At 56.7% G+C, this 22,575-nt stretch carries 21 protein-coding genes; 17 read left to right on the top strand and 4 right to left on the bottom strand.

All coding sequences use genetic code 11. The annotated features are described in order from the left end of the window. The first annotated feature begins 80 nt into the window (after positions 1–80). On the top strand, positions 81–1,040 hold the full coding sequence (locus C7459_RS04900) for a phosphatase PAP2 family protein (protein WP_109686940.1): 960 nt from the start codon (positions 81–83) through the stop codon (positions 1,038–1,040). Positions 1,041–1,081: 41 nt separating this feature from the next. Here C7459_RS04900 and C7459_RS04895 read toward each other — a convergent pair whose 3' ends face one another. After that, entirely contained in the window at positions 1,082–1,990 is a 909-nt protein-coding gene (locus C7459_RS04895) for an alpha/beta fold hydrolase (RefSeq protein ID WP_109686938.1), read from the bottom strand. A 114-nt stretch (positions 1,991–2,104) separates the two neighbouring features. On the opposite strand from C7459_RS04895, the gene C7459_RS04890 reads away from it, so the two are divergent. The 13 genes from C7459_RS04890 (at position 2,105) to C7459_RS04830 (ending at position 15,792) form a co-directional block, all read left to right on the top strand. Beyond that, on the top strand, positions 2,105–3,352 hold the full coding sequence (locus tag C7459_RS04890) for an aminopeptidase P family protein (RefSeq protein WP_109686936.1): 1,248 nt from the start codon (positions 2,105–2,107) through the stop codon (positions 3,350–3,352). 166 nt (positions 3,353–3,518) lie between these two features. Then, positions 3,519–3,953, top strand: a complete 435-nt coding sequence (locus C7459_RS04885) for a GAF domain-containing protein (RefSeq protein WP_170119274.1) — start codon at positions 3,519–3,521, stop codon at positions 3,951–3,953. Positions 3,954–3,977: 24 nt separating this feature from the next. Further along, a complete protein-coding gene (locus C7459_RS04880) occupies positions 3,978–5,066 on the top strand; it encodes a PAS domain-containing sensor histidine kinase (protein WP_109686932.1) in 1,089 nt (362 codons plus the stop codon). Continuing rightward, a complete protein-coding gene (locus C7459_RS04875; protein WP_109686930.1) occupies positions 5,038–5,694 on the top strand; it encodes a response regulator in 657 nt (218 codons plus the stop codon). Before C7459_RS04880 ends, C7459_RS04875 begins: the two co-directional genes overlap by 29 nt. A 163-nt stretch (positions 5,695–5,857) precedes the next feature. Then, positions 5,858–5,977, top strand: coding sequence for a cytochrome C oxidase subunit II (locus C7459_RS04870; protein WP_109686928.1), 120 nt, complete (start codon positions 5,858–5,860; stop codon positions 5,975–5,977). Between the two features lie 30 nt (positions 5,978–6,007). Continuing rightward, the gene (locus C7459_RS04865; protein WP_109686926.1) at positions 6,008–6,475 is read left to right on the top strand and encodes a cytochrome c oxidase subunit II; all 468 of its coding nucleotides are present in this window, start codon (positions 6,008–6,010) and stop codon (positions 6,473–6,475) included. A 40-nt stretch (positions 6,476–6,515) separates the two neighbouring features. Then, positions 6,516–8,159 carry a b(o/a)3-type cytochrome-c oxidase subunit 1 gene (locus C7459_RS04860; protein ID WP_109686924.1) on the top strand — a complete coding sequence of 548 codons (1,644 nt, stop codon included), beginning with the start codon at positions 6,516–6,518 and terminating at the stop codon, positions 8,157–8,159. 77 nt (positions 8,160–8,236) lie between these two features. After that, a complete protein-coding gene (locus C7459_RS04855; RefSeq protein ID WP_109686922.1) occupies positions 8,237–8,764 on the top strand; it encodes a type 1 glutamine amidotransferase domain-containing protein in 528 nt (175 codons plus the stop codon). Between the two features lie 203 nt (positions 8,765–8,967). After that, on the top strand, positions 8,968–10,503 hold the full coding sequence (gene hutH, locus C7459_RS04850; RefSeq protein WP_109686920.1) for a histidine ammonia-lyase: 1,536 nt from the start codon (positions 8,968–8,970) through the stop codon (positions 10,501–10,503). Between the two features lie 22 nt (positions 10,504–10,525). Next, on the top strand, positions 10,526–12,190 hold the full coding sequence (gene hutU / locus C7459_RS04845) for a urocanate hydratase (protein ID WP_109686918.1): 1,665 nt from the start codon (positions 10,526–10,528) through the stop codon (positions 12,188–12,190). Between the two features lie 28 nt (positions 12,191–12,218). Then, positions 12,219–13,514 carry an imidazolonepropionase gene (gene hutI / locus C7459_RS04840; RefSeq protein ID WP_211320340.1) on the top strand — a complete coding sequence of 432 codons (1,296 nt, stop codon included), beginning with the start codon at positions 12,219–12,221 and terminating at the stop codon, positions 13,512–13,514. Further along, on the top strand, positions 13,511–14,485 hold the full coding sequence (gene hutG, locus C7459_RS04835) for a formimidoylglutamase (RefSeq protein WP_109686913.1): 975 nt from the start codon (positions 13,511–13,513) through the stop codon (positions 14,483–14,485). The genes hutI and hutG overlap by 4 nt, the downstream gene beginning before the upstream one ends. Positions 14,486–14,565: 80 nt before the next feature. Beyond that, positions 14,566–15,792, top strand: coding sequence for an MFS transporter (locus C7459_RS04830; RefSeq protein WP_109686911.1), 1,227 nt, complete (start codon positions 14,566–14,568; stop codon positions 15,790–15,792). Positions 15,793–15,833: 41 nt separating this feature from the next. Here the strand turns inward: C7459_RS04830 and C7459_RS04825 are convergent, their stop codons facing one another. The 3 genes from C7459_RS04825 to C7459_RS04815 all read right to left on the bottom strand — a co-directional run bounded on the left by C7459_RS04825 (position 15,834) and on the right by C7459_RS04815 (position 20,471). Then, positions 15,834–17,360 (bottom strand): aldehyde dehydrogenase family protein, encoded by a 1,527-nt coding sequence (locus C7459_RS04825; protein WP_109686909.1) that lies wholly within the window; start codon positions 17,358–17,360, stop codon positions 15,834–15,836. A 254-nt stretch (positions 17,361–17,614) separates the two neighbouring features. Next, positions 17,615–19,318 (bottom strand): sensor domain-containing diguanylate cyclase, encoded by a 1,704-nt coding sequence (locus tag C7459_RS04820; RefSeq protein ID WP_109686907.1) that lies wholly within the window; start codon positions 19,316–19,318, stop codon positions 17,615–17,617. A gap of 208 nt (positions 19,319–19,526) precedes the next feature. Next, on the bottom strand, positions 19,527–20,471 hold the full coding sequence (locus C7459_RS04815; protein WP_109686905.1) for an aldo/keto reductase: 945 nt from the start codon (positions 20,469–20,471) through the stop codon (positions 19,527–19,529). Between the two features lie 122 nt (positions 20,472–20,593). Here C7459_RS04815 and C7459_RS04810 point away from each other — a divergent pair, with 122 nt between their 5' ends. The 3 genes from C7459_RS04810 (at position 20,594) to C7459_RS04800 (ending at position 22,563) form a co-directional block, all read left to right on the top strand. After that, positions 20,594–21,145 (top strand): histidine phosphatase family protein, encoded by a 552-nt coding sequence (locus C7459_RS04810; RefSeq protein WP_109686902.1) that lies wholly within the window; start codon positions 20,594–20,596, stop codon positions 21,143–21,145. A 111-nt stretch (positions 21,146–21,256) separates the two neighbouring features. Beyond that, the gene (locus tag C7459_RS04805) at positions 21,257–22,075 is read left to right on the top strand and encodes a ParA family protein (RefSeq protein WP_109686900.1); all 819 of its coding nucleotides are present in this window, start codon (positions 21,257–21,259) and stop codon (positions 22,073–22,075) included. Continuing rightward, positions 22,072–22,563: a hypothetical protein gene (locus tag C7459_RS04800; protein WP_109686898.1), complete on the top strand. Its 492-nt coding sequence runs from the start codon at positions 22,072–22,074 to the stop codon at positions 22,561–22,563. The genes C7459_RS04805 and C7459_RS04800 overlap by 4 nt, the downstream gene beginning before the upstream one ends. The last annotated feature ends 12 nt before the right edge of the window (positions 22,564–22,575 follow it).

Below are 22,575 nucleotides of genomic sequence, written 5' to 3'. Positions count from 1 at the left end.
TCCCCGCTATCAGGGGAGGCTCTTTTTTCCACCATTTAGTTGTAAAAAAGTCGTGTGATTTGGGTAAAGGAGGTGTTATAATGTCTACGTCTGTTTTGCAACGTAGGAGGAGATCAGAAGTGCAAGTGATACTAAAATACAAGATGCCGGTGTTGATCGCCTTGACAGCGGTAGTCCTATACCGGATCTTCCAAGTGTCGAGTTGGGGGTGGGCTTGCCTCGCCGTACTGGTATTGGCACTGATCGGCACTCAGAAGGACATGAAGTCGATTTCGTGGGAGCAATTCCTACCAGCTGGCTTGATCGCGTTGACCGTGTTTTACCTGATCTACGAAAATGGCGGCCCGATGTGGGACAAAGTCGTGCAATGGCAGTTCCACAGCATCAACCGAGCGTTTGACTGGAATGCGACGTTCAACTCGATCCCGTTCAACGACGCCAAGTTCATGCGTCTCTGGCAACCAGAGTGGCTGACCAAGTACTTTAGCTGGGTGTACATGTACGGCTTCACGCTGTCGTATTGGGTTTGCGTAATCCGCGCGTTCTTCACCAAGGATGTGAAAAAACTCGCCCTCTACGCGATGGCAGGCTATCTCTTGCAAGTGCCGCTGATCCTGCCGTTCTACAATACGATCTTGTTGCAGGAAGTTTGGTTTGTACAGGGGACCCCGGACCTGCTGCAGCGCATGATGTCGCCGGAGCAAGCGTACACCACCGCGTGGAACTGCTTTCCGAGCATGCATACCTCGATTGCCTTCGCCGCGATTCTGCTGGCGTTGCGTGAGAAAAGCCGTTGGTACAAGGTCGTGATCCTGTCCTACTGCTCGTCGATCATCATCGCGACGATGTACCTGAAAATTCACTGGGTGATCGATGTGTTCGCTGGGATGGCGTTTGCGTTCCTCTGTGTGAAACTCGCAGACTGGATCGTGGGCGCGAGGTGGTTCAAGAGCTTCACGCTCAAGTTTGAAGGCCTGCTGATGCGAGATGTAGCCCCGCCACAACCGACAGCAACCCAGCTTTCAACCCCAATCGAATAACGAGCGCAACAAAAAAGTCGGGGTGAGCACCCCGACTTTTTTTAATCCCGCAACACGAACTCCGTGACGACTTCTGCAAAACGCTCCGCTTGCTCAACAGCCGGTACGTGCCCCGCTTCTGCGATCACGACTTCCTCCGAAACGGCCACATCTCGCAGGACGGCAGCAGCCTGCACGTCGCAGGTGACCGAGTCAGACTCCCCGCGAATCAACAGGGTAGGGCACGTCAACTCGGGCAGGAGCGGGAGCAACGATTGGAAAATACTTGGGTCTGCGTAGAGTTTCTGGACGTGCATCTCCGTGCGTTCCCAGTTGTCCTTGGGTAGACCGGAGTTGTTGATCAGGTTGCCAAAGTAACCTGGAGTCGGGCGATACCAGTAGAGGTTGTCGCGGTGTTCCTCCAGTTTCGACGACAGCTCGACCATCTGCGAGTAGCGGTCTTGGACAGGGAGTTCGGCTTGCAGGAGGGTGGTGGCTGCTGCCACTTGCTCTGCGTTGCCGAGTTTGGTGAATTCGGCTGCTGATTTTTGCAACATGTATTTGGTGCAGAGATCGAAATCCAGCGCCGGGCAATCGAGCAGCAGTTTCTCTACCGATTCCCGATACTGGTGGGCGTACAGCGTCGCGAGGAAGCCCCCGAAGGAGTGTCCGAGCACAGACCATTGCAAGTAGCCGAAGTGTTCACGCAACGCTTCAAAATCTTCGAGCAGGTCTTGCAGGGTGAGCGGGTCCTCCTCTGTCAGCGCTTCTGAGCGCAGGACTCCGCGTTGGTCGAGCGCGATCACGCGCAAGTTCTGCGAGAGGCGTTCGCGCTGTGCTAGCATGAACTCGTAGCAGCCAGTGCCGCCGGGACCGCCGTGCAAGAACAACAGGGCAGGTGCGTCCTCCGGGCCAACTGCTTCCACGTACAGACCTTTGCCGCGAATCGGTATCCATTGGGTTTGAGTCATCAAATCGTCCTCCTATCCTCGTTGTTCTTCAGGTTCGCGATTTACCTTCCATTTCCTTTTTTAGGGGTGTGCGGTACAATAATAGAGTCATACGAAAAGGGGAGACGCAACGACATGAAAAAAGAATTCTTCGTCCAGAATCGCAAGAATTTGCATGACCGCCTGCCGGATCAATCGATCACGCTGTTTTTTGCCGGCGAAGCGCCGCAAAAGTCGGCCGATGATAAGTACGTGTTCACACCGAATCGCAACTTCTACTACTTGACCGGCTTGGTCAAGGAACAACTGATCCTCGCATTTTTGAAACTCGACGGCAAGGTCGAGGAGCAACTGTATATCCAGCGCGTGGACCCGGTGTTGGAAAAGTGGGAAGGCAAGATGCTGACCACCGATGAAGCGAAGGAATTGACCGGCGTGGCAACGGTGCGTTACCTCGACGAGTTTGAAAGCGTTGCATTCAACCGCACGTTACATAACAACGAAGTACATGCACTGGCGCTCGACCTCGAACGCCGTGGCTTCGACGCACTGCCGACGCGCGCCAACCTGTTTGCACAAGAGGCGAAGACACGCTACCCGTACTTGCAAATTGTAAACATCTACCCGGCTGTCTCTGAGCTGCGCACGCGCAAAACGGCGGAGGAAGTCGCCAAGATCAAGAAGGCGGCCGAACTCACCAACCTCGGCATCCAGCGCATGATGAAGCACGCGCATGAGTGTGAGACGGAGTACCAACTGGAGGCACACTTTAATTTTGCCCTGCACTCTGCGGGTATTCGCGAGACGGCATTCCATTCGATCGTCGCAGCGGGCGGCAACGCGACCGTCCTGCACTATTCGGAGAACAACTGCCGGATCGGTGACAACGAGCTCGTCCAGATCGACCTCGGCGCGGAGTTTGAATTCTACAAAGCCGACATCTCCCGCGTGATTCCGAAAAGCGGGACGTTCACCGATCGCCAGAAGCAACTGTACAACATCGTGCTCAAGGCCGAGTTGGAAGTCATCGCGGCGATCAAGCCCGGTGTCCCGTTCAAGGAACTCAATGAGATCGCCAAGCGCGTGCTGGCGGAGGGGTGCATCCAGATCGGTCTGATTCAGGAGGCTTCCGAACTGCCGGAATACTACTACCACGGGGTCAGCCATCACCTCGGCCTCGACACGCACGATGTCGGCAACTACCGCGAACTCGTGTTGGAGCCGGGCATGGTGTTGACGGTCGAGCCAGGCCTGTATGTGGCGGCGGAACAGATCGGCATTCGCATCGAGGACGACGTGCTCGTCACAGAGGATGGCCATGAAGTGCTGTCGGAGGGCATCTTGAAAACCGTTGAGGAAATCGAAGCTTATATGGCTCGTTAATGTTTGAATGTAGTCGATTATCATGAAAAAGAGTCTCCGCAGGAACAGCGGAGGCTCTTTTTCCTTTTTTCCAACTGTAAAATCGGGGAATCCCCTGAGTTTCTACTGGATCAGGAGTCTGTATAATGACAAGCATAGACGTGTCAAGATAAAGGGAGGGTTGTGTATGATCCGGCATCAGGAGCAGATCCAGCACGCGTTAGATGATCTGCGTGCGCAAGTGGCGGCAGACTTTCTCGCGTTGGCAATTCCGGAGCCGGACGGCCAGATGCGCTGGCAGTACGCCTCCGGGAACCGCAATGATCGCTTCAAACGCATCTTTTTACGCCCCGGCAAGGGCATCGCAGGACGGGTGGTTTCACTGGGCCGCCCGGTCGCTGTAGAAGGAATGACCCCGAAGGCGGGGGACGACCCCCGCGACTACCCGATACTGCTCGCGGAAGGCCTCTGCTGCGCGGTGGGTGTGCCTGTGTTGCGCGGCGAACGCGTGCATGGCGTGTTGTTGGTCGCCAACCGATCGGAGCGCATCTTCGCTGATGCGGACGTCGATGCGCTGCTAGGTCTAGCAGAACAGCTCGGCTCCGTGTATAGTGAGAGGTAGATTTGGCGGAGGGGAAGTGTGTCAATGGGGTTCCATATGCTTGATGAGACAGCGGCTTTTTTGGAGACGCTGTTTGCTCATATCACAGATGCTATCCTCATCGTGGACGCCAAGGGTGACGTGATCGGTGTCAATCCGGCCTTCGAACGAATGACCGGGTGGAGCGGTGCCGAATTGCTCGGGAAAAAGTCACTCTGTGAGCTGTGCCGTGGCATGGCGACCTGCCAAGAGGAGGCGTCTTGCATCGATTGCTTTGCATCGCGGTTGCAGACGCCATCCTTCCAGATGCACGTGGTCACCAAGCGTGGTGAGGAGATTGCCGTCGCGGCTTCTTCAACTCGCCTGCCATTGGAGGCAGGGGGTCAGGGCGCCCTGGCCGTTATATTACGCGACACATCAGATATGCAACGCATAGAGCGGGAACGTCACCAGCGTCAATTGACGAACTATGTGATTCAAGCGCAAGAGGAAGAGCGCAAGCGCATCTCCCGCGATCTGCACGATGGGATCGGTCAAGCGCTGTATAGCATCATGGTCGGGTTGCGCGTCGTGAACCAGTTGCAGATCGACGAAGAGATCAAGCATCACTTGGAAGAGGTCCAGCAGTTGACGGCCCGCACGATGGAGGAGGTCAAAAGCCTCTCCGTCGAACTGCGTCCGTCTGCGCTCGATGACCTCGGCTTGGTGGCTGCTTTGCGTTCCTATGCCAAGCGCTTTGAACAAACGTTCGGCATCCTCACACATATTGAGATCAGCGGTCAGCGTCGACGCTATCACTCGACGGTGGAGACGGCGTTGTACCGAATCTGCCAAGAGGCGATGACCAATGCGGCGAAGTACGCTGACACCGACCAGATCACCCTGCGGTTCGTCGACCGGGCAGATAGGGTGGAGCTGGAGGTTGAGGACGCAGGGATCGGATTCGACCCGACCCAATTGCAAATTCGTGGAACTGGTCTCGGCTTGTTCGGCATGCGGGAACGCGTGAGCCTGTTGGGCGGCACGTTGACGCTCACATCGGCCCCACAAAAAGGGACCAAGATCCACGTGGAAATTCTAGTAGATGAGAAAGGGGGTCCGCGCTATGTCCATCCGACTGCTGATCGCGGATGATCATGCCATCGTGCGTTCCGGGCTGTCCATGTTGCTGAACAACCAAGCGGACATGGAAGTGGTCGGGACGGCGGCGGACGGTGCCGAGGCGTTCACCAAAGCGCTGGAATTGCGCCCAGACCTCGTGTTGATGGACCTGAGCATGCCGCCGGGGGAGAACGGTCTCTCCGCGACCACCCGATTAAAAGCGGAAGCACCTGAGATCGACATCCTCGTGTTGACGATGCACGATGATGAGGAATACCTGTTCCGGCTGTTGCAAGCAGGAGCGTCGGGGTATCTTTTAAAAAGCGCCCCCGACAATGACTTGCTGACGGCGATTCGCACGATCCATTTTGGGGCTGCGTATCTGCACCCATCTGCGACCAAGTCGTTGATCGCCGAGTTTTTGCAGCGCGTGCATCGTGGCGAAGATGTGGAGCATTTTCAAGTGCTCACCGACCGCGAACAGGAGATTCTCGCCTTGATCGCCAAAGGCTACGCGAACAAGGACATCGCGGAGAAGTTGATCGTCTCCGTGAAAACGGTCGAGTCGCACAAGGCGAAGATCATGGAGAAGTTGCAGATGCGGACGCGGCCTGAGCTGGTGCGCTATGCTCTGAAAAAAGGTCTGCTCGATTTTGAATAGCACGCATAGGTTTAACAGCCAGATTCCTCGCGAATCTGGCTGTTTTTTTGTCTATTTATGTCGAACTAGGGAGTTCCCTCCGACATATCGGGGAATATCCCGATACTCGCGCCCCTCGTCGTGGCGCTATACTCAAGTCAACGAAGCGTAAGGAGGAGACACCATGGACAATAAAGAATCGAACGAGTCGTTACGCGGTACGTTCGTAGCAGTCATGATTCTCGGGTTCTTGATTCTAGGTTCTTGGATTGGCGTCTTCACCCTGTATCTACTCCGTAAATAACAGGGGAAACGCCGAGAGGAGGTTGCAATCATGCACGTTCATAAACTAGAAAAAATCTGGCTCACCTTCGGAGGACTGATGCTCGCCGCGTTCCTGGTCGTTCTGACGATCAACGCGTTCGCGATGGGCAACACCCCGCCATCCGACCTGCAACAAATCGACCCGACCAAGGTCGACCAAACACCGCCGTTCGACAAGCCGGGCCTCGTCAAGATCAGCGAAAACGAGTACGACCTGAACATGATCGGGTACGCATTCGGGTACACCCCAGCGCTAGTGGAAATTCCGAAAGGCGCAACCGTACACTTCCACGTCACTTCGCGCGATGTCATGCACGGCTTTGAAGTCGCTGGCACCGACGTCAACATGATGTTGACCCCCGGTCTCGTCAACTCGGTTACCAAAACTTTCAACGACGTCGGCTCGTTCCTGATCCTCTGCAACGAGTACTGCGGGACAGGTCATCAGATCATGGCAGCACACCTCGTCGTCAAATAACACACACAATCGCAGTAAGTCGAAAAGGACGTGACGATTCATGAGTACTAGAAGCATAGACCGTCGGTCAGCAGAAATGAGCCTCGCCTATGTGCTCACCGCGTTTTTCTTCTTCGGTATCGGTGCATTGGCGGGCCTCTTGCAAGGGCTGGTTCGCGGCGGGGTCATCACCCTGCCAGAATGGATTAACTACTACCAGATCCTCACCGCGCATGGCGTGTTGATGGGCCTTGTCTTCACCACATTCTTCATCGTTGGTTTCTTCTACGCCGGGATGGCGAAAACGATCACGCTCCCCAAACTCTCCGTCAAGCTCGGTTGGCTCGGGTGGGTGGTCATGTTCTTCGGGACCGTCATGGCGGTTGCGACGATCTCCACTGGAGAAGCTTCGGTTATGTATACGTTCTATGCACCGCTAAAAGCCTCCCCGTGGTTCTACATCGGCTCCACGTTGCTCGTCATCGGTTCTTGGATCGCAGGTGCAGGCATGACCTATGCTTACACCCAATGGCGCAAGCAAAACACCAACCAGCGCTCGCCGCTGTTCACCTTCATGGTCATGGCTACTCTGGTGTTGTGGTATGTCGCAACGCTAGGTGTCGCAGCTGAGATGTTGTTCCAACTGATCCCGTGGTCGTTTGGCTGGACCGATACGGTCAACGTCGTGCTCTCCCGGATGTTGTTCTGGTTCTTCGGTCATCCGCTGGTGTACTTCTGGTTGATGCCTGCCTACGCTGCTTGGTACAACTGCGTACCGAAAATCATCGGAGGCAAGATCTTCTCCGATTCGCTAGCACGTGTCGTCTTCATCCTGTTCATCCTGCTCTCGATTCCGGTCGGTTTCCACCATCAGTTGACGGAGGCTGGGATTTCGGAAAAATGGAAAATTGTCCACGTCGCGCTGACACTCGGTGTCGTGTTGCCGTCGATGATGACCGCCTTCTCCTCGTTTGCAACGTTTGAAGCGGTCGGTCGTGCCAAAGGCGCACGCGGCGTGTTCGGTTTCTTCAAAAAACTGCCGTATGGTGATGTTCGATTCTTCGCCCCGTTCATGGGCATGCTGTTCTTCATCCCGGCCGGGATCGGCGGGATCATCAACACCTCCAACCAAATGAACGTGGTCGTACACAACACGATCTGGGTCACCGGTCACTTCCACATCACGGTAGGGGCTGCCGTCGCTCTGACCTTCTTCGGCATCGCGTACTGGTTGATTCCGTCCTTGATGGGTCGCCAGTTGACCAAAGGCGCACACCGCGCTGGGATCATCCAGACGTTGTTCTGGACGGTCGGGATGCTGATCATGTCGGGTGCGATGCACTTCATGGGTCTGCTGGGTGTGCCGCGCCGTACCGACTACACCACGTACATGGACGATCCGCTCGGTCTGTCGTGGATGAAGTATGAAACGCTGATGGCGATCGGCGGCGTGCTGTTGTTCATCAGCGCCGTGCTGATGATCTGCAACGCGATCTACCTCTGGAAATTCGCACCGGTTGGGGAGACCGAATTCCCGATGGCTGAGAACTCCTTGGAAGTTCGCCAACAAACCCCGCGCATCCTCGAAAACTGGAAAGTTTGGATCGCAATCCTCGCCTTCCTGATCCTCGTCTCCTATGGCTACCCGATCTACGATGCCATCGTACATGCACCGCCAGGCGCACCGGGTATGAAAACATGGTAAGCAGTTGAAAAAAAAGTCCTCCGCATGTTGAGCATGCGGAGGACTTTTTTTATACTGAGGGGGAGGAGTGTGATCGTATGAGATTGAATGGCAAGCGCGTGTTGAGTTTCGTGGACGAAGAATTCGAAGATCTGGAGCTCTGGTACCCGATCTACCGCGCACGGGAAGAAGGTGCGGAGGTGGTCTTGATCGGACCGAAACAGGGACAGGTCTATCATGGCAAATACGGTGTACCTGCGCAGGCTGATCTGGCGTTGGCCGATGTGAACGCGGACGACTATGATGCTGTGTTGGTGCCGGGTGGTTGGGCTCCCGATAAACTGCGCCGCTATCCAGAAGTGCTGGAGATCGTGCGCAAGATGGACGAGCAGCAGAAACCGATCGGTCAGATCTGCCACGCCGGCTGGGTGTTGATCTCAGCCAAGATCCTCCAAGGGCGCAAGGTCACCTCGACACCGGGAATTCGAGACGACATGGAGAATGCCGGGGCGACGTGGATCGACGAGCCGGTGGTGATCGATGGACACTTGGTGTCCAGCCGTCGCCCGCCTGATTTGCCCGAGTATGCGAAGGCATTCTGTGATGTATTGGCAACGAGGACTTGACAAGCGTAGCCTCGTTCGGTCACAATGAGTTCGAGTACCGACAATATTCTAATAAGTGAGTGATAGCGATGCTAGTGAGATCCCTTTGGGACAGACGTCAACAATCGCATAGGGATCTCTTTTTAAAAAGGGACTGAGTGGAAGGGTAACACCTTCCGCCCAGTCCCTTTCTTTAGCTAAAGCAAGAAAGGGGAAGTTGCAAGATGATTACAATTCGAGATGTGGAACTGGATGGAGTACGGGTGACGGCGGAGGATGTAGCCCGCGTCGCATGGGAAGGCGCACAGGTGCTCGTCGGGGCTGATGCGTGGGAGCGCGTGGCGACGTGCCGCCAGATGGTCGAGGAGTTGGTGACCTCAGGCAAGGTCGTCTATGGGGTGACGACCGGATTTGGTAAGTTCAGCGATGTACACATCTCGCCGGAGGACGCTGTTCAGTTGCAGGCCAACCTGATCCGCAGCCACGCCTGCGCTGTCGGGGAGCCGCTGCCGGAACCGACCGTCCGTGCGCTGATGATGTTGCGCGCCAACGCCCTCGTCAAAGGCTACTCGGGCATCCGCCCGGAGACGTTGAAATTGCTGGTGAACTGTCTGAATGCAGGCGTACATCCGGTGATTCCGTCCCAAGGCTCGCTCGGTGCCAGTGGTGACCTCGCGCCGCTGTCCCATCTCGCGCTCGTGCTGATGGGCGAAGGGGAGGCGTTTTACCAAGGGGAGCGACTCTCGGCGGCAGAGGCGCTCGCCAAGGCGAACCTCCAGCCGATCACGCTGCAAGCCAAGGAAGGGCTCGCGCTGATCAATGGCACGCAAGCGATGGCGTCGATCGGCACCCTGACGCTGGTGAAAGCGCTTCGGCTGGCGAAGGCCGCCGACATGATCGCCGCCTTGACCACCGAAGCGTTGCGCGGCATCCCGGCCGCTTTTGATGAGGATGTGCATCGTGTGCGCCCGTACCCGGAGCAGATCGGGGTCGCGGCGAACTTGCGCACGCTGTTGCAGGGCAGTCGGTTGACGACAGAGCCGGGCGAGATCCGCGTGCAGGATGCGTACTCGCTGCGCTGTCTCCCGCAAGTGCATGGGGCCACTCGCCAAGTGCTCGGCTATGCGCAGGAGAAGTTGGCGATTGAGATCAACGCGGCGACCGACAACCCGTTGCTGTTTGTCGAGGAGGGCAAGGTCATTTCTGGCGGCAACTTCCACGGGCAACCGATCGCGTTCGCGATGGACTTTCTGAAGATCGGCATGAGTGAGTTGGCGAACATCTCGGAGCGGCGCACGGAGCGATTGGTCAACCCGGCGCTCTCGGGACTCCCGGCGTTCTTGAGCCACGACCCTGGCATCGCATCGGGGATGATGATCCTGCAGTACGTCTCCGCGTCACTGGTCTCGGAAAATAAAGTGTTGGCACACCCGGCGAGCGTCGATTCGATCCCGTCGTCGGCGAACCAAGAGGATCATGTCTCGATGGGCACCACCGCCGCCCGCCACTGCGACCAAGTCGTCACGAATGTTTCGAAAGTGCTGGCCATCGAGCTGATCTGTGCGGCTGAAGCGGCAGAATTCGTCGGGGCCGAGCGTCTCGCGCCTGCCACTCGCAAACTGTATGAACAGCTCCGCGCCATCGTTCCCCCGGTGCTCACCGACCGTTCGACCAGCGCCGAGATTGAAAAGGTGGCACAAGAGTTGTTGCTCGGGGATTGGCAGGCATCTGTCGAAGCGATCTCCGGCCCGCTGTACTAACATTAGAGGAGGAATTTTCAAAATGACCACTCAAAAACGCACGATCCGCGCCGCGCGCGGTACCGAACTGACTTGCAAAGGCTGGGTGCAGGAAGCAGCCCTGCGCATGCTGATGAACAACCTCGATCCAGACGTGGCCGAACGCCCGGAAGACCTCGTCGTCTACGGCGGGATCGGCAAAGCGGCGCGCAACTGGCCGTCCTATGATGCGATTGTGCGCGAACTGCAACAATTGGAAAGCAACGAAACCCTGCTGGTGCAATCCGGCAAGCCGGTCGGCGTGTTCCGCACGCATGAGCGCGCACCTCGCGTCCTGCTCTCCAACTCCGTGCTCGTGCCGGCATGGGCGAACTGGGAGCACTTCCGCGAGCTGGAGCAAAAGGGCCTGATGATGTACGGCCAGATGACGGCAGGTAGCTGGATCTACATCGGTACCCAAGGCATCCTGCAAGGAACCTACGAGACGTTCGCAGAAGCAGGGCGTCAAGCGACAGGGAGCACGCTCAAAGGCACGCTGACCTTGACAGCAGGTCTCGGCGGAATGGGGGGCGCACAACCGCTCGCCGTCACGATGAACGAAGGGGTCGTGATCGCAGTTGAGGTCGACCGCACCCGCATCGAGCGCCGCATCCAGACTCGTTACTGCGATGTGCTGGCGGAGACGCTGGACGAAGCACTCGTGCTGGCAGACGAGGCGAAAAAAGCGGGCAAGCCGCTCTCGATCGGACTGCTCGGCAACGCGGCGGAGATCTTCCCAGAGTTTGTTGACCGCGGAATCAAGCCGGACTTCGTGACCGACCAAACTTCTGCGCACGACCCGTTGATCGGCTACATCCCGGCAGGTTACACGCTTGAACAAGCGGCAGAACTGCGCACACAAGACCCGGTACGATACGTAGAACTCTCCAAAGCCAGCATGGCGAAGCATGTCCGCGCGATGCTCGACCTGCAAAAAATGGGTTCCGTCGTGTTCGATTATGGCAACAACATCCGCCAAGTGGCGTTCGATTATGGCGTCGAGGACGCGTTTAACTTCCCAGGCTTCGTGCCAGCTTACATCCGCCCGCTGTTCTGTGAAGGCAAAGGCCCGTTCCGCTGGGCGGCGCTCTCTGGGGATCCGGAAGACATTCGCAAAACGGATGAACTCATTCTCAAGCTGTTCCCGGAAAACGACCACCTGCGCCGTTGGATCACGTTGGCGCGGGAAAAAGTCGCCTTCCAAGGGCTCCCGGCGCGCATCTGCTGGCTCGGCTATGGCGAGCGCGCCAAGTTCGGTCTCGCGATCAACGAGATGGTCAAAAACGGCGAGCTGAGCGCACCGATCGTCATCGGGCGCGACCACCTCGACTGCGGCTCTGTCGCATCACCGAACCGCGAGACGGAGAGCATGAAGGACGGCTCGGACGCTGTTGGTGACTGGGCGATCCTCAACGCACTGATCAACACGTCCGCAGGCGCGTCTTGGGTTTCCGTCCATCACGGCGGTGGTGTGGGCATGGGGTACTCGTTGCATGCAGGCATGGTCGTCGTCGCAGATGGCACCGATGCAGCGGCCGAGCGTCTGGAGGCGGTGTTGACCTCCGATCCGGGCATGGGCATCATCCGCCATGTAGATGCTGGGTACGACGAAGCGATCGAAGCGGCAGAGCAACATGGCGTCCGCGTTCCCATGCGCGACCAAGCCTAAGCCAAAGGAGCTGAGCACGTTGAACAAGATTCCGCAACAGATAGACCTCCTCGTCACCAACATCGGAACGCTCGTCACGCCGCTGGGGAACCACCCGCGCGGCGGGATCGAGATGCAGGAGCTGCAGGTGATCGCAGGCGCGGCGGTTGCAATTCATGCAGGTCGCATCGCGTGGGTGGGGCAGGAACAGGAAGTTCAAGGCGCGCTACAGGGCGTGGAGATTCTGGCGACGATCGACGCTGGCGGCCGTCTGGTCACACCGGGTCTGGTCGATCCGCATACGCATCTCGTGCACGGAGGTTCCCGTGAGCACGAACTGGCGCTGAAACGCTCCGGTGTGCCGTACTTGGAAATCCTCGCACGCGGCGGCGGCATCCACAGCACCGTCAACGCCACCCGCAACACGTCGGAGGATGCCCTGTACAGCAAAGCACTTTCCAGCCTGAATGAGATGATGCTCCAAGGTGTGACCACCGTCGAAGCGAAAAGCGGCTATGGCCTTACGCTGGAGGACGAACTGAAACAACTGCGCGTTGCCAAACGCTTGCAGGAAAACCACCCGCTCACACTCGTCTCGACCTTCATGGGCGCACACGCAGTCCCGCCGGAGTACAAAGGCCGCGAGGAGGAGTATGTCGACCTGATCGTAGACGAGATGCTCCCGCGTGTAACGGACGAAGGGTTGGCGGAGTTCTGCGACGTGTTCTGTGAGCAGGGCGTGTTCACCATCGAACAGTCCCGGCACATCTTGATGGAAGGCAAGCGCAACGGCTTGATTCCAAAAATTCACGCCGACGAGATCGTGACGCTCGGCGGGGCACAACTGGCAGCTGAAGTCGGCGCCATCTCCGCCGAACACTTGCTGGCGAGCAGCGATGAAGGGTTGCAAGAGATGGCGGAGGGCGGCGTGATCCCCGTGTTGCTGCCTGGCACATCCTTCAACCTTGGGCTGACCGAGCATGCCCGTGCCCGCGACATGATCGATCGCTACGACTTGCCGGTTGCCATCGCGACCGATTACAACCCAGGCTCCTGCCCGACGGAATCGATCCAACTGATCATCTCGTTGGCCTCTGTCAATTTAAAGATGACCCCTGAGGAGATCCTGACCGCCTGCACGATCAACGCCGCCAACGCATTGGGGCGCGGCTTTGAGATCGGTACGATTGAAGCCGGGAAGCGAGCGGACCTCGCGATTTTTGACGCCCCGAGCTTGGCGTATCTCCCGTACCACTTTGGAATCAACCACACGCACGGCGTGATCAAGGACGGGCGTGTCCTCGTCTGGAACCGCGCGATCGTGAGCGGGGAGGGCGAGGCATGAGCCGAGAGATCCCTTTTTTAAAAACGCCTGAGCAAGCGGCGTTTCGTGACCAGATGGAAACCAAAGTGGCGCACTGGATCACCCAGTGGGATGGCGTGGAAAAACTAGCGGCAGGGCTGGTTGGCCTGCCGCTCTCCAAACCGTCGATCTCGCACTCTGGTGCTTCGACCACTCCGGCTGCTGTACGTGCGGCGTTCAAGTCGTTCACCACCTACAGTTTGGAGTACGGCGTGGATCTGCAAACCCTCGCCGTGCGCGATCTTGGCGATATCCAGATGCATCCGACCGACATTCACGAGTGCCACCGCCGGATCGAGGAGAGCCTGCACACGCTGTATGAACAGCAACCGCAACTCGTCCCGATCCTGATCGGTGGCGACCACTCGACCAGTTGTCCGTCGATCAAAGCGTTCGCCGCCCGCTATCCAGAGAAAAAGATCGGGATCATCCACTTCGATGCCCATCACGATGTCCGCAACTTGGAGGATGGAGGCCCTACCAACGGCACCCCATTCCGAGGTCTGCTGGAATCCGGGGTGGTGGAGGGCAAGCACATCGTCCAGATCGGCATCCGCGGCTTCATGAACTCCAAGGCCTATCATGAGTATGTCAAAAGCCACGGTGTACACATCTTCACGTCGCGCGATGTGCGTCGACTGGGCATCGACGATGTGCTCGACCAAGCGTTGGAGCTAGCCGGTGACGGGACGGAGGCGTTGTTCGTTTCCTTTGACGTCGATGTGATCGACCAAGCGTATGCACCAGGATGCCCGGCGGTCGGCACCGGCGGGATGAACCCGTGGGATGCATTGGACGCGCTGTACCGCCTCGGGGCACTGCCGCAGGTGCAGGGCATCGATTTTGTCGAATTCGATCCGACCGTCGATGTGCGCAATCTCACCACGCGGATGACCGTGCAATTCATGCTGACATTTCTCGCTGGGTTCAGCCAACGCGAAACCTCCGTCTAAAGTCGGAACTGCAAATGCCATTTATATGATAAACTAGATGGCAGAACGCAAGGGTAGTTAGATGAGGAGGGTACTCAGTTTTGGGTAATGTGGCAAGTTTTTTACGCAACCGGTTCGTACAATCGATCCTGTTATCCGGTCTGTTTTTGCAGATGGGCATCTGGATTCGGAACTTTGCGGTGTTGTTGTATGTCATGGAGAAAACCAACAATGATGAGGTCGCGGTTTCGCTGATTTCCGTGGCGGAATTCGCGCCGATCTTCTTGTTCTCCTTTATCGGAGGTACGTTTGCGGACCGCTGGCGACCGAAGCGCACGATGGTCTGGTGTGACTTCCTGAGCGCGATCTCCGTGTTCGTGGTGTTGCTCACCTTGGTCACCGGGACGTGGCAAGTGATCTTCTTCGCTACGTTGGTGTCGGCGATCCTGTCGCAGTTCTCGCAACCGTCCGGGATGAAGCTGTTCAAGATCCACGTGCCGGCCGAACTGTTGCAGACAGGGATGGCGTTGTACCAGACGATGTTCGCGATGTTCATGATCATCGGCCCGGCGCTGGGGACGTTCGTCTACCAGACCTACGGCATCAACGTATCGGTCGGGATCATGGGGGTTGCGTTCCTGCTGTCGGCTGCTGCGCTGATGTTCCTCCCTCCAGATCCTACGGAGGAGCGCACGGCGAAGACTTCGGTTCTGGATGAGATGAAGGCAGGCGTCAAGTATGTGCTGTCCAAGCCGATCCTGCGCAGTTTGTGCGGTGGCTTTATGGCGGCGGGTCTCGGGGTTGGGATCATCCAACCGCTTGGCGTGTTCGTCGTCCTCGAACAATTGGGTCAGCCCAAGGAATTCCTCCAGTGGATGCTGATGATCAACGGGGCGGCGATGATCGTCGGCGGCGGCCTCGCGATGGGGATTACGAAAAAAATGGCACCGCAGGTGATGCTGGCGATCGGCATGGCGGTCTCGGGGATCACCATCGCGGTGATCGGGTACTCGACGAACCTCTACCTGACCTTGGCAGCGCAGTTCTTCAGCGGGTTGGTGATGCCGATGATTCAGATCTCCATCAACACGATGCTGTTGACCTCGACGGAGGAGGAATACATCGGTCGCGCGAACGGTATTCTCAACCCGCTGTTCATGGGGACGATGGTTCTGACGATGAGTTTGGCAGGGTGGCTGAAAGGTATGACCTCTCTGTCGACCGCGTACTTGGTCTCCGCCGTCTGTTTCCTGATCGGGGTGCTCGCTGTTGCACCGTTGTTCAAACTGATTCCGGTTCAGACCGCAAAACCAGAGGAAGCTTCCTAAACAAAAAGCGACGGGTTGGCATGTGCCAACCCGTCGCTTTTTTAGCGTCTATAGGTGCCGAGAAATTCGGAGAGTATCGCCCGCCACGACTTCAACGCCTCGGTGCGAGAACGTCCGTAAAACAGCCGGGTCAACGCGCCGATCGCTTCCTCGCGCTTCGGTGTGTAGGGGTGCCAGGAGATCTCGCGGGGCTTTTTGCCCGGGCTCGCCATCACTGAAGTTTGGTGGGAGAAGGTGTGCAGTCCGTTCGGGCCGTGGTAGCGACCCATGCCGCTCTGTTTCACCCCGCCAAACGGGAGATGCGGGTTGGCGACCGACGTGACCACTTCGTTGATGCAGACGTTGCCGCTGACCAATTGGCGGGTGACGCGCTTGGCCTTGTCGAGATCGCGGGTGAACACGCTGGCGTTGAGGCCGTAGATCGTCGCGTTGGCGAGGCGTGTCGCTTCCTCCTCGCTTTGGAACGTCATGATCGGCAACACGGGCCCGAACGTTTCGTCCATCATCAGTTTCATCGAATGATCGACCCCGGTCACCACGGTCGGTTCAAAATACAGCGTGCCATCGCCAGCCGGTTGTCCGCCACACACGATCTGTGCCCCACGCTCTACAGCGTCGCGCAGATGCTCCTGCACGATCTCCATCTGGGGCGGGAACGTCATCGAACCGTAGTCGACGCCACGGCGCATGGCGGTCGTTTTGGCCTTCACGAGGCTGAGGAACTTGTCATAGACAGAAGCTTCGACATAGACGCGCTCCACCGACATGCAGACCTGACCCGCATTGGCAAAAGCGCCCCACACCGCACCGTTGGCGGCGCGTTCAAGATCCGCATCGGCGAACACGATCAGCGGGTCCTTGCCACCCAGTTCCAACTCGACAGGGATCAAGTGTTCAGCAGCCGCTGCCATGATCTTGCGACCCGTGGCGACACTGCCGGTGAAAAAGATCTTGTCTGGGCGCGACTCAGTCAACAGGCGGCCGGCCTCGCGACCGCCGTGCACGACTTGAAAGACTCCGTCGGGCAGTCCGATCGCTTGAAACATCTTTTCAATCAACACACCAGCCATCGGAGTGATCTCAGAGGGCTTGAGCAGAACGCAGTTGCCAGCGATCAGCGCGGACAGCACAGGGGAGACGGACAGCAGGAAGGGAAAGTTCCACGGTGCGATGACGGCGACTACACCCATCGGTTTGTATTCGAGATAGGAGTGGTTGCCGAAAAACACGATCGGAGTCTTCACTTTCTGAGAAGATAGAATTTTCGATGCATTTTTCTCGTAGTAGTCCAGCAGATCGACGACCGGGAAGATTTCCAGCAGCACGGCTTCTGTGTAGACCTTGCCTGTGTAGGCGGCGAGGTTGTTCGCGATCTCTTCGACATGGTCGGAGATGTACTCGCGCAGACGCTTCATGTGGCCGAGCCGTTCGTGCAACGGGGTGTTCATCCAATCGTGACTAGCGGAACGAGCACGCTCTACGGCGGCGTTGATTTCATCTGCGTTCATCTCAGGCACGATTTCAATCGTCTCGCCGGTCGCTGGGTTGATTTGGGTGAGGTTGTTCATAGGACTCCTCCTCGTGCGAATCTTCTACCCTTATTGTACTTGATCAGAGGCGCTCTTGCATATCATCTACTACCAAGTAGGAGGAGGCTGATGCGGATGAACATGAACGATCCGGATTTTTTCATAGCTGTGAGTGGGTTGGAGGTAGTCGGGGTGTTTTTCATCCTCATCGCCTTGTTCGAGATCTTTCAAAAAGCCAAGCGCTAGAGCTTAAAAGACCTTCCACGCCACACGGGCAGGAAGGTCTTTTGCTGTTAGGCAGGTGAGCCCTCACGCGGGCGGGTGGCGCTTTCCTTTTCCTCGCTGTAGAGGGCTACGCGGTTGCGTCCAGCACGCTTGGCCCCGACATACATCGCACGGTCGGCGAAGCGCAACAGTTGCAAACCATCGGCCGCATCATCTGGGCAGGTGGCGATCCCGATCGAGACGGTCAGTTGGATGGTGACCAGATCGCCCTCCATCGTCGGCACGGGAATTTGCAAGGCCCCGACATGAGCACGAATCTGTTCGCCCACTTCAAGGGCGCGGGCCGAATCGGAACCGGGCAGGACGGCGATAAACTCCTCGCCACCGTAGCGGGCAACAAAGTCGTGTGCTCCGAGCACAGCTTCAAACGTGCGCGAAACGGTTTGCAGGACTTTGTTGCCTGCTACGTGTCCATACGTATCGTTGATTTTCTTGAAATGATCCAAGTCGATCAGCAGGAGGGAGAGCGGCGCCTGACCGTCCAGACGCTGAATCTCTTCACTGAGCCGCTTCTCGCCATAGCGATGGTTCGGCAGTTGGGTGAGTTCGTCGTACAAGCTCTGCTTCTCCACGTTCTCGTAGCGCATGGCATTGTGGTAGGACACGGAGAGCTGGTTGGCGAGGATGGAGACCGCGTCGAGCGTTGTGGCGTCGAATTCGTTGCTTTTCTGTGCGAGCAGGCAGCAGAACCCGTAATCGTCTCGACTGGAGCGAAACGGTGCGACCGCCAAGAGATTGTACATCGAACCAGCGAACGCCGGGTCTTCACCAAGGCTCTTGGTCAACATGGATTCGGTCAGCAAAGACTCTTCATGGCGGGCGAGGTAGCGATGCAACAAGTGGAGGTTGTGGGCATCACATCCGGTGGAGTGGGAGATCGGGACTAACATCTCGCCCTGGCGGAGGAAGATTGCACAATGTACACGTTCGAACCATTTGGGCAATTCTTCCGTCACGCGGGTAAACAAGGCTTCAACTTCTAGTTCACCGGAAAAGTCCCCGGTCAGGGCCGCTAAGTTCCGAAACAGCGCGTTCGATCTCCACACGTCATTGAACAGCTTGAAGACGTAAACACAGAGCACCATCGGCATCCCGAAAGCGATCAGTCCGTACAGCCCGTCTCCTTCATAGAGCATGATGACGAGAAAGCCGAGGCTCGCTGCAAACAGCGTGGAGAAGATATCGAACTTGGTGCGGTTTAGATGCGCCTGAAACGAATATGTGCCGTCCAGTTGGCGGAAGTACAAGTAGAGGCAAAAGTGATTCACCAGAAAGTGTGCGGCACAGTATCCGAACAATGGAAAGAGGTTCACAGACATTTTGTCATGATGGGTGCCGCCTAGCAGGTAGAACGTAGCGGCAGACCCACCGTTGACGACCAAGAACATTCCGTTGTTCGCCAGGGTCTTCCAAAATTCAAATTTCCGTTGTCGGTACCATCTGGAGAAGAGATGAACGATCTGGCTCGTGAACACGAGTGCGACCAGACCGAACTTCACAAAGAGCACCAAATCCACGCAGAGTAGCAACGAGATGGAGAACTGGTCTCGCTTGAGCGGGAAGAACTCCGTGAACGCGTACAACCCGAACAGCAGCGGGATCAAGATCATGGCGTCATGAGGGTGAAGATTCGGTTGAATCGAGATGGCGACGATGAGAACGAGAGCTAAGCCGAGAAGAGTCGTACCAGTCGCAAGTTGCTTAAATGACAAGGCTCGATTCCCCTTTCCACGACTTACTTTAGAAACAGATTCTCCGCAAATTCTCAAACACCTTTTCAAATCCAGAAAAAAATATGGGTAAATTGCACTGGTTCAGTACGCCTAACGATTTAACCAAAGTAGTGGTAGCGGAAAATATAAAGTACGCTTCGATCTAATTTATCGAAGCGTACTATGGGTCTAAAGTACCATCAATGCATTACGGAAGCGGTTTTTCACGTCCGGCGGCCCAGAGGATGTACCAGTCCTCATGGCTGAGATGGAGGCGGGTAGCTTCAGCGGCTTCGCGGATGTTGTCTGGGTTGTTGCTGCCGAATAGCGGGATGATGCCTGCGGGGTGTTGCATCAACCAAGCGAGGCTGAGTTGCGCGGGGGTGGCGTTGTATTTCTCACCGAGCGTCTCGAACACTGCGAGCAATTTCGGCAGGCGCAGGTCGTCTTGGACGCTTTCCAAGTTCTTGCCGGCCAGTACGCCACCGCCAAGTGGAGAGTAGGCGAGCGGGCGGATGTTTTTTTCCAGACATTGCGCAAGGACGCCGTTGTCCATCGTCTCTTGGTTCCAAAGGGAGATCGAAGGCTGGGTACTGACGATCGGCACGTCGAGGTACGCTTGCAGGGCCTGCACGTGGGCAGGCAAGTGGTTGCTAACCCCGATGGAGCGCGCGACACCGTCTCGGACGAGCTGGTTGAGCGCTTCCGCTGTCTCACGCGGGTGGGTGTGCGGGTCTGGACGATGGATTTGGTAGAGGTCGATATAGTCGGTTTGCAGGCGTTTCAGCGAACCGTGGGCGCTCTCTAGGATGTAGGACTTGGAGAGGTTGTAGTGATAAGGGGTCTGTTCATCGCCGAGGATGATGCCACATTTGGTCGCGAGGAACAAACGTTCGCGCAGGCCTGGGTTCAGGTCGAGGAACTCCCCGAACACGCTCTCGCTCATTGTGCGGCCGTAGATGTCTGCATGGTCGTAGAATGTGATGCCCGCTTCCACGGCAGCTTCCAGCGCTGTGATTCCGCGCTTCAAATGTTCCGCTGAGAATTCCTCAGGGTCCCATGTGCCTGCCAACCCCATGCAACCGAGTGCCAACGCGCTGACTTCGATCTCGTTCGGTCCCAATGTGGTGGTACGGATGGTCTGTGCTGTCATCTGCAAGTCCTCCTAGCTATCGAATGTCAATTCAAAAAGTATAACAAATGAAGGCACTCTTGCAAACTTTTTCACATGCGTTTAGGGTAGAGATATTGACTGGGAAGAGGTGGAGAGCAACCATGAAACGCATCTATGTCGTCCGGCACTGCAAAGCGGCGGGTCAGTCGGTGGAAGCACCGTTGACAGCAGAAGGCTTGGAGCAGGCGGTGCAAGTGGCAGATTTATTGGAAGCAGTAGGCGCGGACAAGCTGGTCGCGAGTCCGTTTCTGCGTGCGGTACAATCGTTGGAGCCGTTGGCACAACGACTCGGTTTGGCGATTGAACAGGACGCACGCCTTGGTGAGCGCGTACTGTCGGCACACGATGAGCCGAACTGGATGGAGCTGTTGCAGGCGGCCTACGAGGACCTCGACCTCTGCTATGAGGGCGGTGAGTCGGGTCGAACAGTGATGGAGCGCGCGGTGGCGTCGGTGCAGGACATCCTCGCATCGGGGGCGGATACGACGGTGCTGGCTTCGCACGGCGGGCTGACGACGCACTTGCTGATGTACTTCGATGATTCATTCGGGTTCGAATCGTGGCAGAAGCTGAGCAATCCGGACGTATACCTGTTGACGTTTGAAGGCGATGATCTGGCGTCGGCAAAGGTTGAGCGGGTGTGGGATCAGTAATTTTTAGTGGGAATAGGGAGGTGCCGGGAAGATTCCGGCACCTTTTTTCATGTCGAGGGACACGCTCGAATAAGCTAGTTTGAGACAAATTTCGGGTAAAGGGGTACTCATATGACCACTGTAGTCTCAACCCTCAACATGAAGGGCGGAGTCGGCAAAACAACCCTGACGTACAACCTCGCGTGGTATGCCTGCAAAAAAGGGTACAAAGTGTTGGTCGTCGACCTCGATCCGCAGTCGAATATCACGCTGTTGTTTCTGCATGATGACGGGTATGGCGAGTTTATTCAGCAACAGCGACTCTCTGTGGCGGATATTTTTGAGAATCCCATTCGCATGCCGGGCGAAGTTATCCTGCCGATCGAAGAAGAAGGGGATGATGGCGGGCTGATCGATCTCTTGCCATCTCGCCTCGAACTGTCGGAAACGTTGAAAAACCCGACGACCAAGGAACGCCGACTTGCTCGCTTCCTCGCAGCGGTCAAGCGTGAGTACGACTTGGTGTTGATCGATTGCCCGCCAACCGATTCGATCTTGACGATCGCCGGGTACCAAGCAAGCGATTATATCGTCGTGCCGGTTGTTCCAGAACGATTGGCGACGATCGGGCTACCGTTGCTGGCGAGAAGTTTGAACGATTTCAATGACTTCAACGATGGTGAACACCGGGTGAGGGTCGCTGGAATTGTTTTCAATGAAGTGGACAGTTCCGAAGAGGCGGAGCAGTCACTTTCGCAGGAGTCGGTGCGGGGCTTCGCGCAGAAGTATGGGTGGAAAGTTTTTGAACATGAGGTGCGCAATTCACGCTCTTACTTAAAAGGCACTCGCCAAGGAAAGCCGATCTTCATGACCCCCAATGCCCGCGAATCGGTCATGCAGGAATTTTACAAGGTGGGCGATGAGTTTTTGGAAAGCGTGGGAATCAAATGAACCAAGCGGCAAACGATCTGTTGCTAGCTGGGTTGCGCTTGCGGAATCAGCATACTGCAGAAACGTTTCAAGTCGTTATTCAGTTGCTCCAACGGCGTGACCAAGACCCTTTTTTGACGGATCTCTTCGACCTGATGAGGGTGATGGTCGAGTTCGATCCTACGGAACAGAAGCGGGCAATCATCTCAGAGCAGGACCTAGAGCGGCAGGACTTGCTAGTGGAACTGCAAGAGCTGTTGAGATCGAGAAAAGTATTCCCGAACAAGCAGCAACTGACGGAGTTTGTCACGCGGAAAGTTCCTCACCTCAATCCAAAGTCAACGATTGTGGAGATCAGAGAACGCTACTTGAAAGCGATTGGAGCGGAATCAATGGAGGAGATCGTCTCCGAACTTAAACTTTTGAAACATCCTCAACGAGCCCAACCGAAACATCAAAAAGAGGTGGATTCCTTCCTGCGGATGACCAATCGCATCGTCGAGTCGTAGTTTTTTTCCGGC

The organism is Tumebacillus permanentifrigoris (genome assembly GCF_003148565.1).
In the GTDB taxonomy this organism is placed as follows: domain Bacteria; phylum Bacillota; class Bacilli; order Tumebacillales; family Tumebacillaceae; genus Tumebacillus; species Tumebacillus permanentifrigoris.
The sequence above is the reverse complement of the archived record's forward strand: the minus strand, read 5'-3'. Positions and strand labels throughout refer to the sequence as shown.

Coding starts and splice junctions, on each gene's coding strand:
- C7459_RS04900 (WP_109686940.1), top strand. CDS start 81: ATGTCTACGTCTGTTTTGCAACGTAGGAGGAGATCAGAAGTGCAAGTG.
- C7459_RS04895 (WP_109686938.1), bottom strand. CDS start 1,990: ATGACTCAAACCCAATGGATACCGATTCGCGGCAAAGGTCTGTACGTG.
- C7459_RS04890 (WP_109686936.1), top strand. CDS start 2,105: ATGAAAAAAGAATTCTTCGTCCAGAATCGCAAGAATTTGCATGACCGC.
- C7459_RS04885 (WP_170119274.1), top strand. CDS start 3,519: ATGATCCGGCATCAGGAGCAGATCCAGCACGCGTTAGATGATCTGCGT.
- C7459_RS04880 (WP_109686932.1), top strand. CDS start 3,978: ATGGGGTTCCATATGCTTGATGAGACAGCGGCTTTTTTGGAGACGCTG.
- C7459_RS04875 (WP_109686930.1), top strand. CDS start 5,038: ATGTCCATCCGACTGCTGATCGCGGATGATCATGCCATCGTGCGTTCC.
- C7459_RS04870 (WP_109686928.1), top strand. CDS start 5,858: ATGGACAATAAAGAATCGAACGAGTCGTTACGCGGTACGTTCGTAGCA.
- C7459_RS04865 (WP_109686926.1), top strand. CDS start 6,008: ATGCACGTTCATAAACTAGAAAAAATCTGGCTCACCTTCGGAGGACTG.
- C7459_RS04860 (WP_109686924.1), top strand. CDS start 6,516: ATGAGTACTAGAAGCATAGACCGTCGGTCAGCAGAAATGAGCCTCGCC.
- C7459_RS04855 (WP_109686922.1), top strand. CDS start 8,237: ATGAGATTGAATGGCAAGCGCGTGTTGAGTTTCGTGGACGAAGAATTC.
- hutH (WP_109686920.1), top strand. CDS start 8,968: ATGATTACAATTCGAGATGTGGAACTGGATGGAGTACGGGTGACGGCG.
- hutU (WP_109686918.1), top strand. CDS start 10,526: ATGACCACTCAAAAACGCACGATCCGCGCCGCGCGCGGTACCGAACTG.
- hutG (WP_109686913.1), top strand. CDS start 13,511: ATGAGCCGAGAGATCCCTTTTTTAAAAACGCCTGAGCAAGCGGCGTTT.
- C7459_RS04825 (WP_109686909.1), bottom strand. CDS start 17,360: ATGAACAACCTCACCCAAATCAACCCAGCGACCGGCGAGACGATTGAA.
- C7459_RS04815 (WP_109686905.1), bottom strand. CDS start 20,471: ATGACAGCACAGACCATCCGTACCACCACATTGGGACCGAACGAGATC.
- C7459_RS04810 (WP_109686902.1), top strand. CDS start 20,594: ATGAAACGCATCTATGTCGTCCGGCACTGCAAAGCGGCGGGTCAGTCG.
- C7459_RS04805 (WP_109686900.1), top strand. CDS start 21,257: ATGACCACTGTAGTCTCAACCCTCAACATGAAGGGCGGAGTCGGCAAA.
- C7459_RS04800 (WP_109686898.1), top strand. CDS start 22,072: ATGAACCAAGCGGCAAACGATCTGTTGCTAGCTGGGTTGCGCTTGCGG.